This is a genomic window from Methylorubrum suomiense, assembly GCF_022179765.1.
Classification (GTDB): Bacteria; Pseudomonadota; Alphaproteobacteria; order Rhizobiales; family Beijerinckiaceae; genus Methylobacterium; species Methylobacterium suomiense.
This window is the reverse complement of sequence record NZ_BPRE01000011.1, coordinates 116,191-134,932: the sequence shown is the minus strand read 5'-3', so window position 1 is coordinate 134,932 and position 18,742 is coordinate 116,191. Positions and strand designations below refer to the sequence as shown.

Annotated in this window: 15 protein-coding genes; 8 read left to right on the top strand and 7 right to left on the bottom strand. The window is 66.7% G+C overall.

Annotated features, from left to right (window positions below; all coding sequences use genetic code 11):
- Nucleotides 1-90 precede the first annotated feature (90 nt).
- The 6 genes from MFF26_RS17775 to MFF26_RS17750 all read left to right on the top strand — a co-directional run bounded on the left by MFF26_RS17775 (nt 91) and on the right by MFF26_RS17750 (nt 8,359).
- Nucleotides 91-2,589: a TonB-dependent receptor gene (locus tag MFF26_RS17775; RefSeq protein ID WP_238308267.1), complete on the top strand. Its 2,499-nt coding sequence runs from the start codon at nt 91-93 to the stop codon at nt 2,587-2,589.
- 595 nt (nt 2,590-3,184) lie between these two features.
- Nucleotides 3,185-3,379 carry a DUF1656 domain-containing protein gene (locus MFF26_RS17770; RefSeq protein WP_137827187.1) on the top strand — a complete coding sequence of 65 codons (195 nt, stop codon included), beginning with the start codon at nt 3,185-3,187 and terminating at the stop codon, nt 3,377-3,379.
- Nucleotides 3,376-4,440 carry an HlyD family secretion protein gene (locus tag MFF26_RS17765; protein ID WP_238308266.1) on the top strand — a complete coding sequence of 355 codons (1,065 nt, stop codon included), beginning with the start codon at nt 3,376-3,378 and terminating at the stop codon, nt 4,438-4,440. The genes MFF26_RS17770 and MFF26_RS17765 overlap by 4 nt, the downstream gene beginning before the upstream one ends.
- A gap of 185 nt (nt 4,441-4,625) precedes the next feature.
- Entirely contained in the window at nt 4,626-6,341 is a 1,716-nt protein-coding gene (locus MFF26_RS17760) for a methyl-accepting chemotaxis protein (protein WP_137827185.1), read from the top strand.
- Between the two features lie 217 nt (nt 6,342-6,558).
- Nucleotides 6,559-7,902, top strand: a complete 1,344-nt coding sequence (gene gltX / locus MFF26_RS17755; RefSeq protein WP_137827184.1) for a glutamate--tRNA ligase — start codon at nt 6,559-6,561, stop codon at nt 7,900-7,902.
- 70 nt (nt 7,903-7,972) lie between these two features.
- Nucleotides 7,973-8,359, top strand: coding sequence for a cupin domain-containing protein (locus MFF26_RS17750; protein ID WP_137827183.1), 387 nt, complete (start codon nt 7,973-7,975; stop codon nt 8,357-8,359).
- An 83-nt stretch (nt 8,360-8,442) separates the two neighbouring features.
- On the opposite strand, the gene MFF26_RS17745 is transcribed toward MFF26_RS17750, so the two are convergent.
- The 4 genes from MFF26_RS17745 to MFF26_RS17730 all read right to left on the bottom strand — a co-directional run bounded on the left by MFF26_RS17745 (nt 8,443) and on the right by MFF26_RS17730 (nt 14,179).
- A complete protein-coding gene (locus MFF26_RS17745) occupies nt 8,443-9,222 on the bottom strand; it encodes a class I SAM-dependent methyltransferase (RefSeq protein WP_238308265.1) in 780 nt (259 codons plus the stop codon).
- Nucleotides 9,223-9,229: 7 nt separating this feature from the next.
- The gene (locus tag MFF26_RS17740) at nt 9,230-10,438 is read right to left on the bottom strand and encodes an MFS transporter (protein ID WP_238308264.1); all 1,209 of its coding nucleotides are present in this window, start codon (nt 10,436-10,438) and stop codon (nt 9,230-9,232) included.
- 221 nt (nt 10,439-10,659) lie between these two features.
- Nucleotides 10,660-12,999, bottom strand: a complete 2,340-nt coding sequence (locus tag MFF26_RS17735) for an OmpA family protein (protein WP_238308263.1) — start codon at nt 12,997-12,999, stop codon at nt 10,660-10,662.
- 169 nt (nt 13,000-13,168) lie between these two features.
- Nucleotides 13,169-14,179: a DUF2865 domain-containing protein gene (locus MFF26_RS17730; protein WP_137827179.1), complete on the bottom strand. Its 1,011-nt coding sequence runs from the start codon at nt 14,177-14,179 to the stop codon at nt 13,169-13,171.
- Nucleotides 14,180-14,371: 192 nt separating this feature from the next.
- On the opposite strand from MFF26_RS17730, the gene MFF26_RS17725 reads away from it, so the two are divergent.
- Nucleotides 14,372-14,866, top strand: a complete 495-nt coding sequence (locus MFF26_RS17725; protein WP_373324493.1) for a CreA family protein — start codon at nt 14,372-14,374, stop codon at nt 14,864-14,866.
- An 85-nt stretch (nt 14,867-14,951) separates the two neighbouring features.
- Here MFF26_RS17725 and MFF26_RS17720 read toward each other — a convergent pair whose 3' ends face one another.
- Nucleotides 14,952-15,281 (bottom strand): hypothetical protein, encoded by a 330-nt coding sequence (locus MFF26_RS17720; protein WP_137827177.1) that lies wholly within the window; start codon nt 15,279-15,281, stop codon nt 14,952-14,954.
- A gap of 326 nt (nt 15,282-15,607) precedes the next feature.
- Here MFF26_RS17720 and cysS point away from each other — a divergent pair, with 326 nt between their 5' ends.
- Nucleotides 15,608-16,996 (top strand): cysteine--tRNA ligase, encoded by a 1,389-nt coding sequence (gene cysS / locus MFF26_RS17715; RefSeq protein ID WP_137827176.1) that lies wholly within the window; start codon nt 15,608-15,610, stop codon nt 16,994-16,996.
- Nucleotides 16,997-17,168: 172 nt separating this feature from the next.
- On the opposite strand, the gene MFF26_RS17710 is transcribed toward cysS, so the two are convergent.
- Nucleotides 17,169-17,987, bottom strand: a complete 819-nt coding sequence (locus MFF26_RS17710) for a CDP-alcohol phosphatidyltransferase family protein (protein WP_137827175.1) — start codon at nt 17,985-17,987, stop codon at nt 17,169-17,171.
- A gap of 31 nt (nt 17,988-18,018) precedes the next feature.
- Entirely contained in the window at nt 18,019-18,729 is a 711-nt protein-coding gene (locus MFF26_RS17705; protein WP_137827174.1) for a phosphatidylserine decarboxylase, read from the bottom strand.
- Between the last annotated feature and the right edge of the window lie 13 nt (nt 18,730-18,742).

Here is an 18,742-nt window from a genome sequence, read left to right as displayed (position 1 = left end):
CCTCAGAAATCGACGGCGCTCGATTGTCTGACTCCAGGACCACGCCGCACGGAAGATGCCGGCGCTACGGTCCGGGGGCCTTCGAACGCAATGACGACCGCAGCCATCAACGTTCAGTCGACACATCACTCTGGGATCTGCCGCGTCGCCCGACCTATCGTCTCGCTGCTCGTGTCAACGGCCTTGGCCGGTAGCTTCGGGCACGGTGCGCTGGCCCAAGCTGCTCCCTCGGGGAGCCAGAACGATGCCGACATTCCCTCACTTGATTTCTCCATACCCGCGCAACCGCTCGCTCAAGCGATCACAACGTTCTCGCGCGTGACCAACATTGATGTCGTGGGTGACGGCGCGGTCGGAGGCAATCTGACCTCCCCCGCAGTGGTCGGCCGGATGCCGGCATCGCAGGCGCTCGCCCGCTTATTGCGCCAAACCAATTTGACCTACCGTTTCACCGGTGCATCGACAGTTGCCATCCAGCGCCCCACCACGATCGCCGCTGCCGGCCCTGCATCGGATGATGGTGTGACCCTCGACATGATCACGGTCCAAGGTGAGAAGTTCGCGCGTGATACCTTCCGCACGTATTCCAGCGTCGGCGTCGTCACCGATCAGGACCTCAAAGACTACAATACCTATGATGTGAGCGGTGCCTATAATCGGCTCGCCAATGTCCGATCGTTCCCGACCGGAGCCGGGAACAGCAGCTTCGCCATTCGGAGTTTGAATGCAGAGGGCGTCACATCACCGAGTCGCGCCGCGCCGATCATCTCGGTCATCATCGATGGCGCCGCCCAGAATGTGGAGGCCATGCGCAGAGGCAGCCGCGGGCTTTGGGACGTCGAACAGATCGAGGTGTTGCGCGGCCCACAATCGACGCTGCAGGGCCGGAACTCCCTCGGCGGCAGCGTGCTTATCAAGACCAAGGATCCGACATGGACGCCCGAAATCATCGTCGACGGCTTCGCCGGCACACAATCGTTACGAGCAGGCGCCTTCGCGATCTCATCGCCGATCATACCGGATCAAGTTGCCGTCCGTGTATCAGGGCAGGTTTTGCGTGAGACAAAGAATATCCACTATACGGAGCCGTCCGTAGCCGATCTTGCCAGGGATGAACTTGAACAGATCAGAGGAAAACTCCTAGTCAAGCCAGAAGCACTGCCCGGATTGACTGCCCTGTTCAGTGTTAGTCATACCCATGACAAGCCCGGATGGAACTTCGTAACCGGGCCGAATTTCTTCGCCCGCCGGTTCAATCCGACTATCGGTTATTCCGCCGAGTATCGGGATACACGCGTCGACAATTTCACAGCAGAAATATCCTATGATTTAGCTCCAGGATGGATTGTGACATCCTTATCGACGCTATCCCACACTCACCTGGACATTGCGTCGCCCCCTAAATCTGTCTTCGAGCGCAGGGATACCCGTGAGGGTCAGGACATTGCTCAAGATCTGCGGCTGAATTTCGATCCTCCCGGATCTGCGATCTCCGGTGTCGTTGGTGTCTTCGCCGGACGCTATACCAACGACATTACATCTCTTTTCACGACCAGCTCGCTGGCACCCTACGGCATACCGAACGCCAGTGTGCAGGAACTGGCAGCGAAAAACATGACCACATCGATCGCCGCCTATGCTGATCTTCGATATCGTTTCCTCGATCAATGGACGCTGATCGGCGGAGGGCGGATCCTCCAAGAGGAAGTTTCGGGCACATATCGTGGGAAAGCGATCAACGAAGCGGAGACGATGATCAATATTGGAACATGCATGATGCTTAATTGCATACCGCGCGCAGCTTATGGCTCTTTGGACGAATCGTCATCTGTTAAAAACTCTGTCTTCCTCCCGAAATTTGGCGTCGCCTATGATCTGTCACCTCAGCAGACCATAGCGGCCACGGCAACCGAGGGCTTTCGTTCCGGGTTCTCCGAAGCCGTTGCCGGCAGCACCGTCATTAACAAAATCGCGCCTGAGACACTTTGGTCCTACGAGCTCGCCTATCGCTCGAATTGGCTCGACAACCGTCTGAATGTGAACGCTAACGCCTTTTATTATGATTACACAAATCAGCAGATCTTGACATACAATCCAAGCTTCCCTGGACAAACCATCACCCAGAACGGGGGCCAATCCCACGCGTACGGTGCGGAGATTGAGACGCGCTTTCGCCCGATCGAGGAGCTGACGCTGTTCTCCTCGATCGGCCTCCTTCGAACCAAGTTTGAAAAAGCTCTGACGACCGTAGGAAATCTCCAGGGTAAGCAGTTTCCGGAAGCACCCGCCGTCACTCTCGCCGCAGGTGCGACATGGCGGCATCATTCCGGCATCTTTGTCAGTACCGATGCTTCATACACCGATGGATTCTACAGCGCAGGAGATCTCATGAATACGCGCAGTCGATTCATCAACTCGTTTTTCTTGCTCAATGCACAAATTGGCTATGAAACGAAGCGGGGTACCATAACCCTCTTCGCCCGTAATTTGCTGGACAGGCGGTACCTGACCGGCATCGACCAGACTCTGACGGGCGCGACGATCGGTGAGGGCCGAGCCATCGGCATCCGCGGCACGACGCGCTTCTGATGGGATAATTCAGCGGCTGTTTGACTCGGCTCAACGAGACCGAGCCATTGCGATGCTGTTTTTTTTGATCCTCACCTTCATCCCACGGTGCGGAGCAAAGCGAAGTCTCGAAGAAGGGTTCCAGAGATCGCTCAGCGTTCTGGACCCCGCCTTCGAGCCGCTCACGCGGCGCCTCAGGATGAAGAGCGTGGGTGAGATAAGCCAGTCAAACCGCCGCGCAGTTCGCGCCAAGAGGCAGGGCACCCCGCAAATACCGGATGTAAGAGCGCGGACGCCTGTCAGCGCATTGCGCAGACAGGCGACGGCTTGGAGAACCAGCCAGGATGGACGTCATGCCAGATCTGATGTGACTGTGTCATGGGATGGCGCCCCGATCGTCCGCGTTGGCGGGCGATGCGCTAAATCGTGATCTTCTCGCCATTACCGGCTCTGGCGCGAGGGTGGCCGGATCGTCAGAGGTGTAATTTGCGGATCGATGCTTCCGCTCAATCGGGTGACAGCATCCGGACGGGGCCGAGATCGTCCGAGCACGTGTGATGCTGCCTGCCTCTCGTTGCTCGCTTCATTTCACCGGTGGGGCAACTAGTTTGGTGGCATGCATCACGACCTGACCATCGGCGGCATTCTGGTCTCGCCCTTCGTCCTCGACGCGTTGGTCGCCTTCGCGATTCTCGTGGCGCTTCGCGTCCTGTTCCGCCGCATCCGCTTCGCGCGTTTCGTGGCCAATCCCCCGCTGGCGGAGGCTGGAATCTATGTCTGCGTCCTCGCCCTCGTCGTGGTGCTGCTATGAAGAGCGATGACCAGACTCGGACCGATGTCGAGGAGGCGGCGCCCGAAGACGAGCCCCGCGCCGCGCGTGAGGCCGCGCGCTCGGCCGAGAAACCGCGGGCCGGGCGGCGTCGGCGCTTCGGCAAAGTCCTGCGCCTCGCCGCCACCGCCGCGATCCTCGTCCTCGCCGTGATCGCCGCCGGGCTGGTCTGGCAGTTCTACGTGACCGCGCCCTGGACACGGGACGGCCGGGTGCGGGTGCAGGTGGCCAATATCGCGCCCCAGGTTTCGGGGTCGATCGTCGCTTTGGAAGTCGTCGACAACCAGGAGGTCAAGGTCGGCGACGTGCTCTACGTCATCGATCCGTTCGATTTCGAAGTCTCGGTCACCTCGGCGGAAGCCGAGGTCAAGAATCGGGAGGCCGATCTTCAGGTCAAGCAGGCACAGGCCGCCCGCCGGGCCGCGCTCTCCACCGTGTCCACCTCGGTGGAGGAGAAGCAGCAATATGCCGGCACCGCCAAGATCGCCGAGGCTGCCCTGGAGACCGCGCAATCGCAGCTCGCCCAGGCCAAGAAGAACCTCGAGCGCACGCAGGTTCGCTCGACGGTGAACGGACGCGTCACCAACCTCCTCCTGCGGGTCGGCGACTTCGCCTCGACAGGGACCGCCAACGCCCGGGTGATCGACACCGATTCCTTCTGGATCGACGGCTACTTCGAGGAGACGAAGATGGCCCATATCCGCGTCGGCGCCGCCGCCGAAATGGCTCTGATGGGCTATGCGACGCCCCTCCACGGCACCGTGGAAAGCCTCACCCTCGGCATCTCCACGGCCAATGCCGCGCCGAGCACGCAGGGACTGCCGAATGTCGATCCGGTCTATACCTGGGTGCGGCTGGCGCAGCGCGTGCCCGTGCGCATCCGCATCGACCGCGTGCCGCCGGAGGTCACGCTGGTGGCCGGTATGACCGCGACGGTGGTGATCGAGGACGGGGCCGGCAGCCGCCCGGTCTGGGCTGAAGCCCTGCGTCAACGGATTCTGGGGCTGGCCTACGGGCATTCGGAGACCGTGCCGAAACCCTGACGGCGGCAACCGGACGCCGCTGCCTCGCTTTTCAGCATGATGCTCTATTTATCTGCAAAATTCCGGTGTTCGACTGGATTTTCAGAAGATACCCGAACAATCTTACTGTCGGTTCCAGAAATTTAACCTTGCCTGCGCTTCCATAGCTGTCGGGGCAGCCATCGCCCCGACGAGGTCGGCCGACGATGCGGAGTGTGGAGACCGGGGCGGACGCCGAAGCGTTCGAGGGGGTCGGCCTCTTGCTGCGCCACGCCCTGCGGGCGAGCGGACAGGCCGGAGACTTCACCCGTGAGATTCGCCGCCAGACCCACGGCGTCGACCGGTCGCTGGCCGCCACGCGCGACAATGTCGGACGCGACACCGCCGCCGTCACCGCCGAGCGGCTGCGCCAGGAGTTGACCGGGGCGGTGGCCGAAGCGATGCACACCGTCACCGCCGAGATTGGGCGGATCGGTGAGCGGATCGACGCCAAGGCGGCGGAGGCGGCCCGCGCGGCGGCTGCCATCGACCGCATCGGCGCGACGATCCGCATGCTCTCGCTCAACGCCACCATCGAAGCGGCGCGTGCCGGTGAGCACGGGCGCGGCTTCGCCGTGGTCGCGGCGGAGGTGCGCGAACTCGCCGATCAGACGCGCGAGAGCGCGCGTCAGGTCGCCGCCACCATCGATTTCACCGATGTCCGCGCCGAGTTGCAGGCGCTTCGCATCTCGACCGACCGGGCGCTCGACGGCCTCGGCTCGGCCGTGCGCGCCACGGCCGACCGGATCGAAACCCTGCTCGGGGGGGTCGGGGGCGAACTCGCCGCGATCAGCGCCAGCAACGCCTCGATCGGCGAGGCGCTCGGCGCGATGCAGACCTCCATCGAGCGGACGGAGACCAAGGTCCGGCGGGCTCTGGACCTCTCGGTCGAGGGGTTGGAGGCCGCTGGCAGCGGATCGGCGCCGGACGTGACACGCCACGGCCTGGCCCGCCTGACGCCCGGCTTTGACCGGCTCGACGCGGTGCGGGCCCGCGGGCGCCTGCGGGTCGCCATCGAACCGGCCTTCAAGGGTCTGTCCTTCCGCCAGCGCGAGGGCGGCCCGCTCCTCGGCCTCGATGTCGAGTACGTTCAGGCCTTTGCCCGCCATCTCGGCGTCGCCGTCGATTTCGTCGAATGCCCGTGGGACCAGTGCACGGAGTTGCTGGAAGCCGGGATGAGCCCGAACGAGGCGCCGGCCGACATCGTCTGGTCGGCCCTGCCGCCGAGCGAAGCCTTCCCAGGCGTCGCCTATTCGAAGGCCTACACCTACCTGCACTACGTCCTGGCGCGACGGGCGGGCGATACCCGCATCCGCAGCCTGTCCGATCTTGAAGGTCGGACGCTCGGCGTCATCAACGATCCGAGCGCCTACGCCACGCTTACCGCCGCCGGCATCCGCTGGGGCGATACATGCGCCGCCAAGGGGCGCCGGGTGGCGACGCTCGCGAGCCTCGTGCCGATGACCGATCAGGGACGGATTCACGACGCGCTGGCCGACGGCATCGTCGATGCCTTCGCGGTCGATGCCCCGATCATGCACTGGGCGTCGACCCATCCGGACAGTCCCTGGCGCGGACGGATCGAGATCGTGCCCGGCAACATCGCCCCGGCCCCCTGGTCCTATGCCGCCGCCGTCGCCGACCACCCGTCCTCATGCCGTCTGCTGATGGCAGTCGATGCGTTTCTCGACGGCTTCGGGGCGACCCCGGAGCGGGCCGCCATCGAACGCCGCTGGCAGGGCGCTCCGGTGACCGGCACGGGCAGCTACCGCGACGAACCCGGCCACCTGCGCGGTGCCGCAGAGCTGATCGCGACCTACCGCGCCGAGATCGGCCGTGATCCGCTCCCGATTGTCGGACAGGCGACCCGGCAGGCGGCGTAGGGGAGATGCGTCACCGCATTACGAGGCCTCCGACAATGCGGCGCGGCCCCGACGAGAGCCGTTCGGTGCGCCCGCGATCTCGACGCGCCAATCGGTGGTGTGCCGGGTCGGGGATGCTGAGGCAGCAGGATCGTTTGCGACGCCCATTCACGCGAAGCGACCGTCTTCCCGATGCAGGGCGGGTGCAGCGCCCGAAAAACTTGGGTAGACGGACGGCATGGCCACCGCTCCCCTCGTCCGCTTCGCCCCCTCGCCGACGGGCTTCCTGCATATCGGCAATGCCCGTCCGGCGCTTCTGAACGCTCTTTACGCCCGGCGCCACGGCGGCAAGTTCCTGCTGCGGCTCGACGACACCGACCGGGAGCGCTCGAAGCAGGAGTTCGCGGAGGCCGTCGAGACGGATCTCGCCTGGCTCGGGATCGAGCCGGACCTGTTCTTCCGTCAGAGCGACCGCACCGCTCTCTACGACGCGGCCGCCGAGCGCCTGAAGCAGGCGGGCCGGCTCTATGCCTGCTACGAGACGCCCGAGGAGTTGGAGCGCCGCCGCAAGCGCCAGCTCGGCCGTGGCCAGCCGCCGGTCTACGATCGCGCCGCTCTGAACCTCACCGAGGCCGACCGCGCTGCCCTGGAGGCCGAGGGCCGGCGCCCGCATTGGCGCTTCCTACTCGACCACCGCGTGGTCGCCTGGACCGACCTCGTGCGCGGCGAGAGCCACGTTGATTGCGCCTCGCTGTCCGACCCCGTCCTCGTGCGGGCCGATGGCAGCTACCTCTACACTCTGCCCTCCGTCGTGGACGATGCGGACGTCAGCGTGACCCACGTGATCCGTGGTGAGGACCATGTCACCAATACCGGCGTGCAGGTGCAGCTGTTCGAGGCGCTCGGTGCGCCCGTGCCGGTCTTCGGCCACCACAATCTCCTCACCACCGCCGAGGGGGAGGGGCTCTCGAAGCGCCTCGGCCATCTGTCGCTCCGAAGCCTGCGCGAGGCCGGCTACGAGCCCGCTTCCGTGCGCTCGCTCGCGGTGCTGACGGGTTCGGCGGAGGCCGTGCGGGCGGTCGACTCCCTGGACGAACTGGCGACGCTCACCGACCTCGCCCATCTCTCCCGCGCCCCGGCCCGGTTCGACCCGAGCGAACTGGACAGCCTCAATGCCCGCCTCGTCCACGATATGCCCGTCGCCGAGGCTGGCGAGCGCCTCACCGCCATGGGGGTGCCGGACGATCGTGCGGAACAGTTCTGGCTGGCGGTGCGGGCCAACCTGACCCGCGTGACCGACGCGGCCGAATGGTGGCAGGTGGTGACCGGGCCGGTGACGCCGGTGATCCACGATCCCGCCTTTATCGCCGAGGCGGCCCGCCTGCTGCCGGACGATCCGTTCGGCCCGACCACGTGGAAAGCCTGGACCGACGCCGTGAAGGCCGCCACCGGGGCCAAGGGCAAGGCGCTGTTCATGCCGCTGCGACAGGCGCTGACGGGCATGGATCATGGGCCCGATCTGTCCGCGCTGCTGCCGTTGATCGGGCGGGAGCGCGCGCTGGAACGACTGCGTGGAGCTTGAAGACTGGAACTGGCCAACCACGCGTCATATGCAGTATAAAAGGTCGCTCTCGGACCGATAGACTACCTCCATGACTACACCACTCCTCATCGACCCGAACGATCGACCCGACGAAGTATGGGCCGATCCAGTCAGAGGACGTTTTCGTTGGCGCACCCTGTTGTCTTCCGATGTGACGGCCAGCGACACTTTCACCGCCGGCATCATGTCGCTCGAGGCCGGGGAACACTGGGCTGTACATCGCCATGCGGAAGCCGAATTGTACTTTGGCCTGACCGGCGAAGCCGATGTCGAGGTAGACGGCAAAATATACCGACTCAAGCCAGAAACTTTAATTTATATACCCGGAAACGTCTTTCATGGCATCCCGACCACATCTGCCTCTCTGCGATTGTTTTATACATTCGCCAGCGATAGCTTCGATGCAATAAAATATACCTTTCGAGATGAGCGATAACCGGACGACGGCCTCTTAATTGCAAAAAACGCATTCAATCTTCGAATCGAAGTCTTCGGGTGCGGAGTGACTCAAAGAGAATTTCAAGCAACTCCATCGACCTCCGCCACTACCATCATCACGTCCAGCGTGAAGCTCCCGTCCCCCTCGACCGCGTAATGCGCCCGCACCGCTTCCGGCGCTTCCTCCTGCAGGGTTCGGATCATCGCGGCCTTGGTGGCCGGCGTACCCATTCGGGCGATCCATGAGGAGAACTCCATGCGGTTGCGCCAGCTTTGGGCCGAGCCCGGCACGAAGCCGGCCTCTGCCAGCATCACGCGCCATTCCCCCTGACCGTAATCGCGGACATGCGATGGGTCGCGCAGCAACTCCCAGGACTGAAGGTGGGTGTCGAGCAGCGGCGAGCCAGGATGGATCACATCGACGATCCCGAGGCGTCCGCCGGGCTTGAGTACGCGGTGGGCCTCGCGAAGCGCCGCCGGCACATCGGCCCAGTGGTGGGCGCTGTAGCGTGTCAGCACCCAGTCGAAGCTCGCATCCGCGAAGGGGAGGGACTCCGCCGCGGCCCGGCGGGTCACGAGATTGGTCAGGCCGCGCCGGGCAGCTTCCGATCCGACCGCGTCGAGCATCGCCTGCGACAGATCGAGGGCGGTCACCGAACGGACATGCGGCGCGACGGCGTAGCCGACATGGCCGCCGCCGCAGCCGAGATCGAGAACCGTCGCGTACGGAGTATCGCGGCAGAGGGCGGCGAGGGCTTCGAGATCGGCCCCCGCAGCGTGGACGGCGCTGGCGACGTAGTCGGCGGCCCGCGCTCCAAACTGGCGGTCGACCTGCGTTTCATGGCTGTCGGACGCGCTCATGATGGCCTCACGAGAGGGGCAGTGGCGGCAGACGGGTCAGCCGCAGGGCGACGAGGAGGGCGGCGACGTAGAGGCTGGCGAAGAAGCCGGCCACGCCCCCCCAGCCGTAATGCAGGAAGAACCAGCCGCCGGCCGTACCGAGCAGCGAAGAGCCCAGATAATACATGCAGAGATAGATCGCCGAGGCCTGAGCCCGGTCGCTCGAGGCGCGTCGCCCGACCCAGCTCGACGCCACCGAATGCGCCCCGAAGAAGCTGACCGTCACGATGACGATGCCGAGAATGATGAGGATCAGGTTCTCGGCCATCGTCAGGGCAATGCCGCCGAGCCCGAGCAGGATCGCCAGCCACAACACCTTGCGGCGTCCGAGCATCCCGGCCACGTGCCCGGTGACGGTCGAGCTCGCGGTTCCGGCGAGATAGACGATGAAGATCAGGCCGATCGCCGTCTGGCTGAGCGAGTAGGGCGGATCGAGCAGGCGGAAGCCGATGTAGTTGTAGACGCAGACGAAGCCGCCCATGAGCAGGAACGGCGCCAGAAACAGCCAGGGGAGCCCGGCATCGCGGAAGTGATGGGTGAAGGTGCCGGGCACCTCGCGCCAGCGCATCCGGTGGGCCTGGAACCGCTGAGAGGCCGGGAGGCCGAATTGGAAGGCGACGGCGGCCAAGAGGGCCAGCACGCCGATGGTGCCCAGCCCCCAGCGCCAGGACGCGTGATCCGCGATCACGCCCGCCAGCAGCCGCCCGACCATTCCGCCGAGCGCATTGCCGCCGATGAGGAGACCCATCGACAGGCCGATGGCGCGCCCGTGCATCTCCTCGCTCAGATAGGCCATCGCCACGGCGGGCAGGCCGCTCGCCGCGAGGCCGGTGAGTGCGCGCAGCGCCAGGAAACCGTGCCAATCGGGCATCAGCACCGCGCCGATGGTGAGGAGTGCGGAGGCGAACAGCGAGGTCGTCATCACCGGCTTGCGGCCGAACACCTCGGACAGGGGACTGACGATGAGAAGCGCGATGGCCAGTGTCGCGCAGGGCAACGACAGGGCGAGGCTGCTCTCCGCGGGCGAGACGGAGAACTGATCGGCGAAGACCGGAAGAAGCGGCTGCACGCCGTAGAGTACGGCGAAGGTCGAGAATCCGGCGGCGAACAGAGCGAGCGTCGCCCGGCGGAAGGCCGGCGTCCCGGCCTCGATCAACCGGTCGCTGGCATTCGACATTCCACGTGATCCTCAGCGTCCGGAATCGGCCCCGAGGGATGAGGGCCCGGCCGATACCCTCAAGTTGTTGTGCCCATTCGGGGGCCCGACAAGGGTATAGGGGACGGCCCTCGAAAGGCAGGCAAAAAAAACGAGCGCTGGTTTGGGGACCAGCGCTCGTTCTTCGTTCCGTGTGGCCGGTCAACCTCTCCCGCAGGCGGGAGAGGTTCAACCGCCGTCGATCACTGCGGAGGCGCCGATTGCGGCTGACCCTCCGCCTGCTGCTGCAGCAGCGGGGTGATGCGGCGGACCGTGACGCGGCGGTTCTCGCGGTTCGCTTCCTGCGTGTTCACCTTCAGATATTGCTCGCCATAGCCCTGGGTGGTCAGGTTCTCCGGCGGCACCTGAAAGTTCTGCGTCAGCACCGCGGCGACCGATTGGGCGCGACGATCGGACAGCGACAGGTTGTCGACTTCCGCGCCGACCGCATCGGTATAGCCCTCGATCAGGAAGACCTCCTGCGGATTGGCCTTGACCGCCTGGTTGATCGCCGCCGCGATGGTCGACAGGCGCTGAGCCTGATCGGGGGTCACGGTGAACGAGCCGGTGTCGAACGTGATGGTGTTGATGTCCACGCTCGGCATCCGGGCGCGCAGCTGCGGCGAGTAGCGCACCTGATCCAGAGTGTAGCGCCGGTCGACGGGCACCACCGGCGGGGCGGAGAGTGCCTGATAGACGGTGCGCTCGTCGGCCCGCTCGTAGTCGACGATGTAGCGGTCGCGCGGGATACGGATATCCGGCGGCGGCAGGTCGACGACATCCTCGTAGATCGGACGCGGGGCGCCGCCATAGGCGTTGTTGATGAGGAAGACTTCGCGCCCATCCGCGTAGCGTCGCGAACGGCGCAGCAAGCGTCCGTCATCGTCCACCACCGTGATGATCTGGCCGCCCGCCGGGCTGTCGACGTAGCTGTAGATCTCGCCGCCCCGGCGTTCGCTGCGATAACCGCGATCACCGTAGATCGTCCGGAACCGCTCGTTCTCGTCGTGACGGATGAAGTAGCCGTCGCGGTCGCGGACGATGATGCGGCCCGGCTCACGATAGTACGTCCGACCGTCCACGTCGTATTCGCGGCGGTCGCGCCGGATCGTCTCGTAATCGCGGATCCGATAATCGTCGTCGCGGAAGCCGCCGGGGATGTAGGCCGGCGTGCCGGGCACGTTGAAGCGGTCACGGCCATAGCGATCATCGCGGTCGCGTCCATCCCGGCCGAGGCGGTCGTCCCGGTCACGTCCATCGCGACCGAACCGGTCGTCACGGTCGCGCCCGTCCCGGCCGAAGCGGTCGTCACGATCGCGGCCGTCGCGGCGGTCATCATCGAGGCGCCCGTCGCGCCCACCGGGTTGCACCGCGCCGGGCGCGCCGGGCGGAGGCGGCGGCGGCGTACCGACGCCGGGCTGGAGCGGCTGGCCGGGTTGTTGCGCATTCGGCGGGGTACCGGGCGGCTGAACCGGGCGACCCGGAACGCCGGGCTGCTGGTTCGGTGCCACCGGCCGGCCGGGCACGCCCGGCTGCTGGTTCGGCGGCGTCGCCGGATTGGTTCCGGGTTGGTCCGGGCGCTCGGCGCTCGGCGGGGTGCCGGGTGGCTGAACCGGGCGCCCCGGAACGCCGGGGCGCTGATTCGGTGGCGTCTCGGGACGATCGGCGTCGCGCCCACCGCGAGCCGGCTGGTCGCGATCGGGCGTGTCGCGGCCCGGACCCGGACGATCCGGAGTGGCATCGCGGCCGGGGCGGGCGGGCGTATCCGGGGTCGCATCACGGCCCGGACGGTTCGGGCCGTCGCGATCCGGACGGCCGGGAGCATCGGGGCGATCGGCGTCGCGACCACCACGAGCCGGTGCTTCGCGATCAGGACGAGCGGGCGCATCGCGGCCGGGACGATCCGGCGCCGCGTCGCGGCCGGGGCGGGCGGGCGTATCCGGGGTCGCATCACGGCCGGGACGAGCGGGCGTCTCGCGGTCCGGCGTCGGTGCACGCTCACGCGCCGTCGGCGGCGTCGGCCGTTCGGGACGATCCGGGGTGTCACGATCAGGACGAGCAGGAGCCGCAGGGCGATCGGGCCGCTCCGGACGCTCAGGGCGATCCGGCCGCTCCCGCGCAGCCGGAGGCGCCGGACGTTCGGCGGGCGTGGGACGTTCGGGGCGGTCAGGCCGCTCTGGGCGGTCGGGCCGCTCGGGACGGTCAGGTCGATCCGGCCGTTCGCGGGCGGCCGGTGGGGCTGCACGCTCCGGCTGGGCCTGCCGAGGCTCGGGACGTTCACGCGGCTCAGGACGCTCACGGCCGCCACCGGGACCGCCGGGTCCGCCCGGCCCACCGCGCTCCGCCCCCCCTGGGCCACCCGGACCGCCGGGTCCACCGGGACCGCCACGGCCACCACCACCCGGTCCTTCCGGATCGCCCCGCTGCGCGAGTTCGATCCGTCCCGTCGCCGCTTCGCCGAGCGAACGTGCAAAGGTCAGGTCTGACAGGAGGAGAGCCGGCAGCATGGTGCCGGTGAGGAGCAGGGAGCGGGTGATCCGCATGTAGGACGGCCTCGTGAAACGCGATCGGCGGTTCCGAACACTGTCGGGCCGATATGGTTCCCGGTCGCGAAGCGTCAAATCATCGGTCGGAATTGGCGTCGGCCGCCGGGTCGGGCGGGCGGTGACGGGTCCTTCGGCGAGACAAGCGCGCCTCTTGACGCGCCCTTCGTCAGGGTGTTGCGGCGTTGACCGGAACCGGGACGAGGCCCGGGACGATGACGCGGATCGCGCCGCTGCGAGCCTCTGCGGCGGCAGCGGTGGAGCCGGTCGCTTCCGCAGCCTCGGGCTGGACCACCACACCTTCGCGGCTCGCGGCATCGGCGGCCAATGTCGCCGCCGTCCGGTCGGCGCGACCGACCAGGGTCAGACGCACCTTCGGCGCCCGCGAGAGCCGCTCCGCGGTCATCGGTGTGACGAAGATATCGCCCTTGTGCCGGACCAGCATGCTCTCGGCTTTGGCGAGAGACTGCGCCCAGCTCTGACCTTCCTTCTTGCACGAGCAATTCGGCGTGAAGCTGGTGCGGAACTTGAACGCCGTGGGCGTCGCCGTGTAGGCGCGGCTGCCCTTGAGGGTCGCGGCGTATTTCAGCGCGTCGTCGCCGTGCGGCATCGAGTAGGCCAGAGCCTCCGTGCCGGGGCACAACGCCTGGCACATCTCGTCCGCACCCTCCCGCCCATCGGGCAGGTTGGCCATCGGGAAGTAGGACCCGTCGCAGGTCTTCACGCAGATCACCTGAGCGCCGCCGCGCGCGGTCTGAGCGCCGCCGACGCGCGCTTCCTGACCAGGTTCCGGCATCACGCCGCTGCAAGCGCTTGATACGGATGCCACGAGCTGACGGCGGCGTGCCGCGACCACCTCGCCGTCGCCGCCGCCATAGGTGGCGTTGAGCGAGCGGATGCGGGCCTCGACCGCTCCGCATTGCGGGGGTCGGGTATCGAAGAACAGGAACCGGCCGCCCTCGCAGTTCAGGCTGCGGTAGTAGGTCTGAAGCCGTGCCACCTCGCTCTGGAGCGCGGCGGCCGTGGAGGCGCTGGCATTGAGATTGGCCAGCTCCGTCTTGTAGCGCTGGCACGCCCAGACGTCGCCTGCGGCGGCGGGCGCCGCCTGCGCGAGGACGAGGGCCGTTGCCGCGGCAAGCGCGGAGAGGGCACGGCGAAGCTGCATTCCGATCAGCGGCATGGGGGGATGCTGGGATCTCGGGCAGGAGGTCGCGGAAACGGCCAGGCCGGCGTGAAGCGGCCGACCGCCTCACGCACATGTTAATACCCCTCGCCGTCGGGGGACAGGGACACCATGTGTTTACGGCCAGGCTTTGAGGGGATTGCGTCGATGATGTGGCTCAGGGGCACCATGGGGAATGCCCGTCGTGTGATGGTGGCGGCCGGCCTCGCCGCCGCAGCGCTGCCGGGCGTCGCCGGGGCGGCGGACGATCCGGACCGGATCTTCGACAAGTCGACGGTGTGGCGCCCGCTCACCCCGAACGACAAGCTCGTCGTGTACGGCATCGACGATCCGACGGTGGCGGGTGTGGCCTGCTGGTACACCCAGCCCGAGAAGGGCGGCATCAAGGGGACGCTGGGCCTCGCCGAGGACGTCTCGGACATCTCGCTGGCCTGCCGCCAGATCGGGCCAGTGCAGTTCAAGGACAAGTTCAAGCAGGGCGAGGTGGTGTTCAGCGAACGGCGGTCGCTGATCTTCAAATCGATGCAGATCGTGCGGGGCTGCGACGCCAAGCGCAACACGCTGATCTACATGGTCTATTCCGACAAGGTGGTGCAGGGCTCGCCGAAGAATTCAACCTCCAGCGTGCCCTTGGCCCCTTGGGGAACAGAGGCGCCGCCGAAATGCGGGGACTTCGTGAAGTAGGAGCCCGAGCACCCCTATCCGTCGTTATTCCGGAGCGCTGCAGGCATATCCGGAATGACGACACAGAAGAGAGAGCGTGAGCAAATCAGTCCTGGCAGGTGATGCGCAGCGGACGGGCCGCGTTCGGCGCCGGCATCGGGGCGGCTGGGATCGCTCCGGTATACTCGTCCTGGGCGGCGACACCGTAATTGACGGCGCTGGCATAGCCCTGCGACTCGCACCACGCATTGGCGACCACCTGACCGCACTCGCTCGGGCCCCCGCTGAGGCACTCGCCGACGCCGTAGCCTTCTTCCGCCGGAATCAGGAAAGTCTTCTCGACATGCGCGCGGGCCGGGGCCGCCTCGCCGGCATGGGCCTGATGCGCAGCCGTGGTCAGGACGAGGGCGAGGAGGGCGACGACCGGACGGCGCATGGTGAAGACCTTGTTGACGGGTTCGCTCGATTGCGGAGTGTTCGGACGGCTCGGTAAACAAACTCTTGCGTGTCACGGTCACGGTCGGTTGAGCCGTGGCCGGGGCGCCGTCGTTCTCGAATTCCTCACGGTTCTGGGTTAGCTGAAGGCACGACCGGCGACCGTCGCGGCGGTGCAACAGCGAGCTGGAGCGGCTCGGGCGGCAATGCGGCGTTCGGTTGAGACGCCACCCGCGCCGGACGGTCGAACGCGCTGCAGCGCAAAGAGAAACCGAGGACGGCTCGTGGCCGTCGCGAAGGCCGGACGGTTCCGGCGGGACCATTTCGATGACCCCGATGTTGCGGCTCTACAACACGCTGACCCGCGAGAAGGCGGCCTTCACGCCGATCGATCCGGCGCATGTGCGGATGTATGCCTGCGGCCCGACGGTCTACGACGCGGCCCATATCGGTAACGCCCGGCCGATCATCGTCTTCGACCTGCTGTTCCGGCTGCTGCGCCATCTCTACGGCCCGGCGCACGTCACCTATGCCCGCAACGTCACCGACGTAGACGACAAGATCAACGCGCGCGCGCGGGAGCGCGGCATCACCATCCGGGAACTCACCGACGGTACGCTGGCGCAGTTCCACGCCGACATCCGCGCCCTTGGCGTCCTGATGGCCGACGATGTGAACGTCGCGGGCGAGCGCCTCCGCTTCGTCGAGCCGCGGGCGACCGACCATATCGGCGAGATGCACCGCCTGATCGAGGGCTTGGTGGGCTCGGGTCACGCCTACGTGGCCGAAGGGCACGTGCTGTTCGACGTGCCGTCCATGCCCGATTACGGCGCCCTGTCGAAGCGCCCCCTCGACGAGATGGAGGCCGGCGCCCGGGTCGAGGTCGCGCCCTACAAGCGCTCGCCGCTCGATTTCGTGCTGTGGAAGCCGTCGAAGGAGGGCGAGCCGTCCTGGCCGTCACCCTGCGGCATCGAGGCGGGCGGCCGTCCTGGCTGGCACATCGAGTGCTCGGCGATGTCGTGGAAGCATCTCGGCGAGACCTTCGACATCCATGCGGGCGGCATCGACCTGATCTTCCCGCACCATGAGAACGAGGTCGCACAGTCCCGCTGCTGCTTCGGCACGAGCGTGATGGCCAATGTCTGGCTTCATAACGGCTTCCTCCAGGTCGAGGGGGAGAAGATGTCGAAATCGCTCGGCAACTTCATCACCATCGGTCAGGTGCTCGCCGATTGGCCGGGCGAGGTCGTGCGCCTCAACATGCTCAAGACCCACTATCGCCAGCCGATCGATTGGACCCTGCGGGGATTGGAGGAATCCAACCGCATGCTGGAGCGCTGGTACGACGCGGCGGGCGAGGCGGCGCCGGCGGATTCGATCTCCGACGGCGTGATCGACGCGCTCTGCGACGACCTCAACACTCCGGCCGCGATCGGCGAGCTGCACCGGCTCGCGGGCACGGACGCTTCCGCGCTCAAGGCGGCGGCCGGGCTGATGGGATTTCTGGGGGAAACCAAGGCTCAGCGCGAGGCGGCCCGGGTAAGCGCAGCGGGTGTCGATGTCGCCACGGTCGAGGCGCTGATCGCCGAGCGCAAGGCGGCGCGGGCCGCCAAGGACTGGGCCGCCTCCGACCGCGTGCGCGATGCCCTGGTCGCGATGGGTGTGAGCGTGAAGGACAACAAGGACGGCACCACCACTTGGACGGTGGCGGGCTGAGGGTAGGGCGACGCTCCGATCCAATCCATCGTCCTCATCCTGAGGTGCTGCGCAGCAGCCTCGAAGGAGGGACCCAGGTCCCGCGGAGGCCTCTGGAGCCCTTCTCCGAGGGCGACGCTTCGCGCCGCCACCTCAGGATGAGGAGTTTGGTTGGGAGGCAGAGGGTGGCTCGTTACGTCGTCTCGGCCGGCAACGTCTCCTCGCCCTCGCGCCGCAGGCGCTTGCGGTACTGCACGGCGCCGAAGGGGATGACGCAGAGATAGCCGAGGCTCACCGCGGCGAGCGCCTCGAACGGGAACGAGATGACGAGGCCGAACGCCACCACGACCACGAGGAAGATCGGCAGAACGAGGTCGCGCGGGACGCGCTTGCCCCAGGTCTTGCCCGAGAAGGTCGGCACGGTGGAGACGACGAGCAGCGCGATGACGAGCTCGTAGGCCAGGATCAGGCCCGTGCTCCATTGCGGGAACGGTACGTCGAGGAAATGCAGGTAGAGCGGCAGCATGCCGGTCAGCGCCCCCGCCGGCGCAGGCATGCCGACGAAATAGTCCTTCTTCCACTCGGGTCGATTGGGATCGTCGAGCATCGCGTTGAAGCGGGCGAGCCGCAGGCACATCGCGATGGCGAAGACCAGCGACACGATCCAGCCGACCGACTTCAGGTTGTGCAGGGCGAAGCTGTAGAGGATCAGTGCCGGGGCGCAGCCGAAATTCACGAAATCGGCGAGCGAATCGAGCTCCGCCCCGAAGCGGGACGTGCCCTTGAGCAGGCGCGCCACGCGTCCATCGATCCCGTCCAGCCCTGCGGCGACGACGACGGCGAGCACCGCAGGCTCGAACCGCCCCTCGAAGGCGAGACGGATGGCGGTCAGCCCTAGGCAGAGTGCCAGCAGGGTGATCATGTTCGGCGCGATCATCCGGAACGGCACCGGGCGAAAACGCCTCGGGCGGTCGTTCGGATCGGGCGCGAAGGGCGGGAAGAGATCGTCCATATCGCCTCTGACTCTGCTGGCTCGACCGCGCTCAGATCCGACGGAAGCTGCGCTCCGGGCCGCCGCCGAGATCGGCCAGCACCGTCTCGCCCGCCACCGCCTTCTGGCCGAGCCCGACCAGAACCCTGGTGCCGACCGGGAGATAGACATCGACCCGCGATCCGAAGCGGATCAGGCCGAAGCGCTCGCCGACCTGCTTGGACTCGCCCGCCGAGACGAAGCCGACGATGCGCCGGGCCACGAGACCGGCGATCTGCACCACGCCGATGCGCAAAGGCTGGCCGCGATGCGTCGTTTCCATGACGATGCCGTTGCGCTCGTTGTCCTCGCTCGCCTTGTCGAGTTCGGCGTTGAGGAACAGGCCCGGCGTGTAGTGGATCTGGCCGATCTTGCCGCTGACCGGCACCCGGTTCACGTGGCAGTCGAACACGTTCATGAACACGGAGATCCGCAGCATCGGCTCGTGCGAGAGGTCGAGCTCCGGCGGCGGCAGCACCGTCGAGATCAGGTTCACCCGCCCATCGGCCGGCGAGATGACGAGGCCTTCGCCGACCGGCACGACGCGTTCGGGATCGCGGAAGAAGTAGCAGACCCACAGGGTGAGGATCAGGAACACCCAGGCGAAGAACTGCGAGAAGAGGCCGGCGCCGACGGTGAGCACGATGCCGATCAGGATGAAGGGATACCCCTCCTTGTGGATCGGCACGAGCGTCCGGCGGATGGTCTCAATGAGGTCGGTCATGGGCTCCGATGGG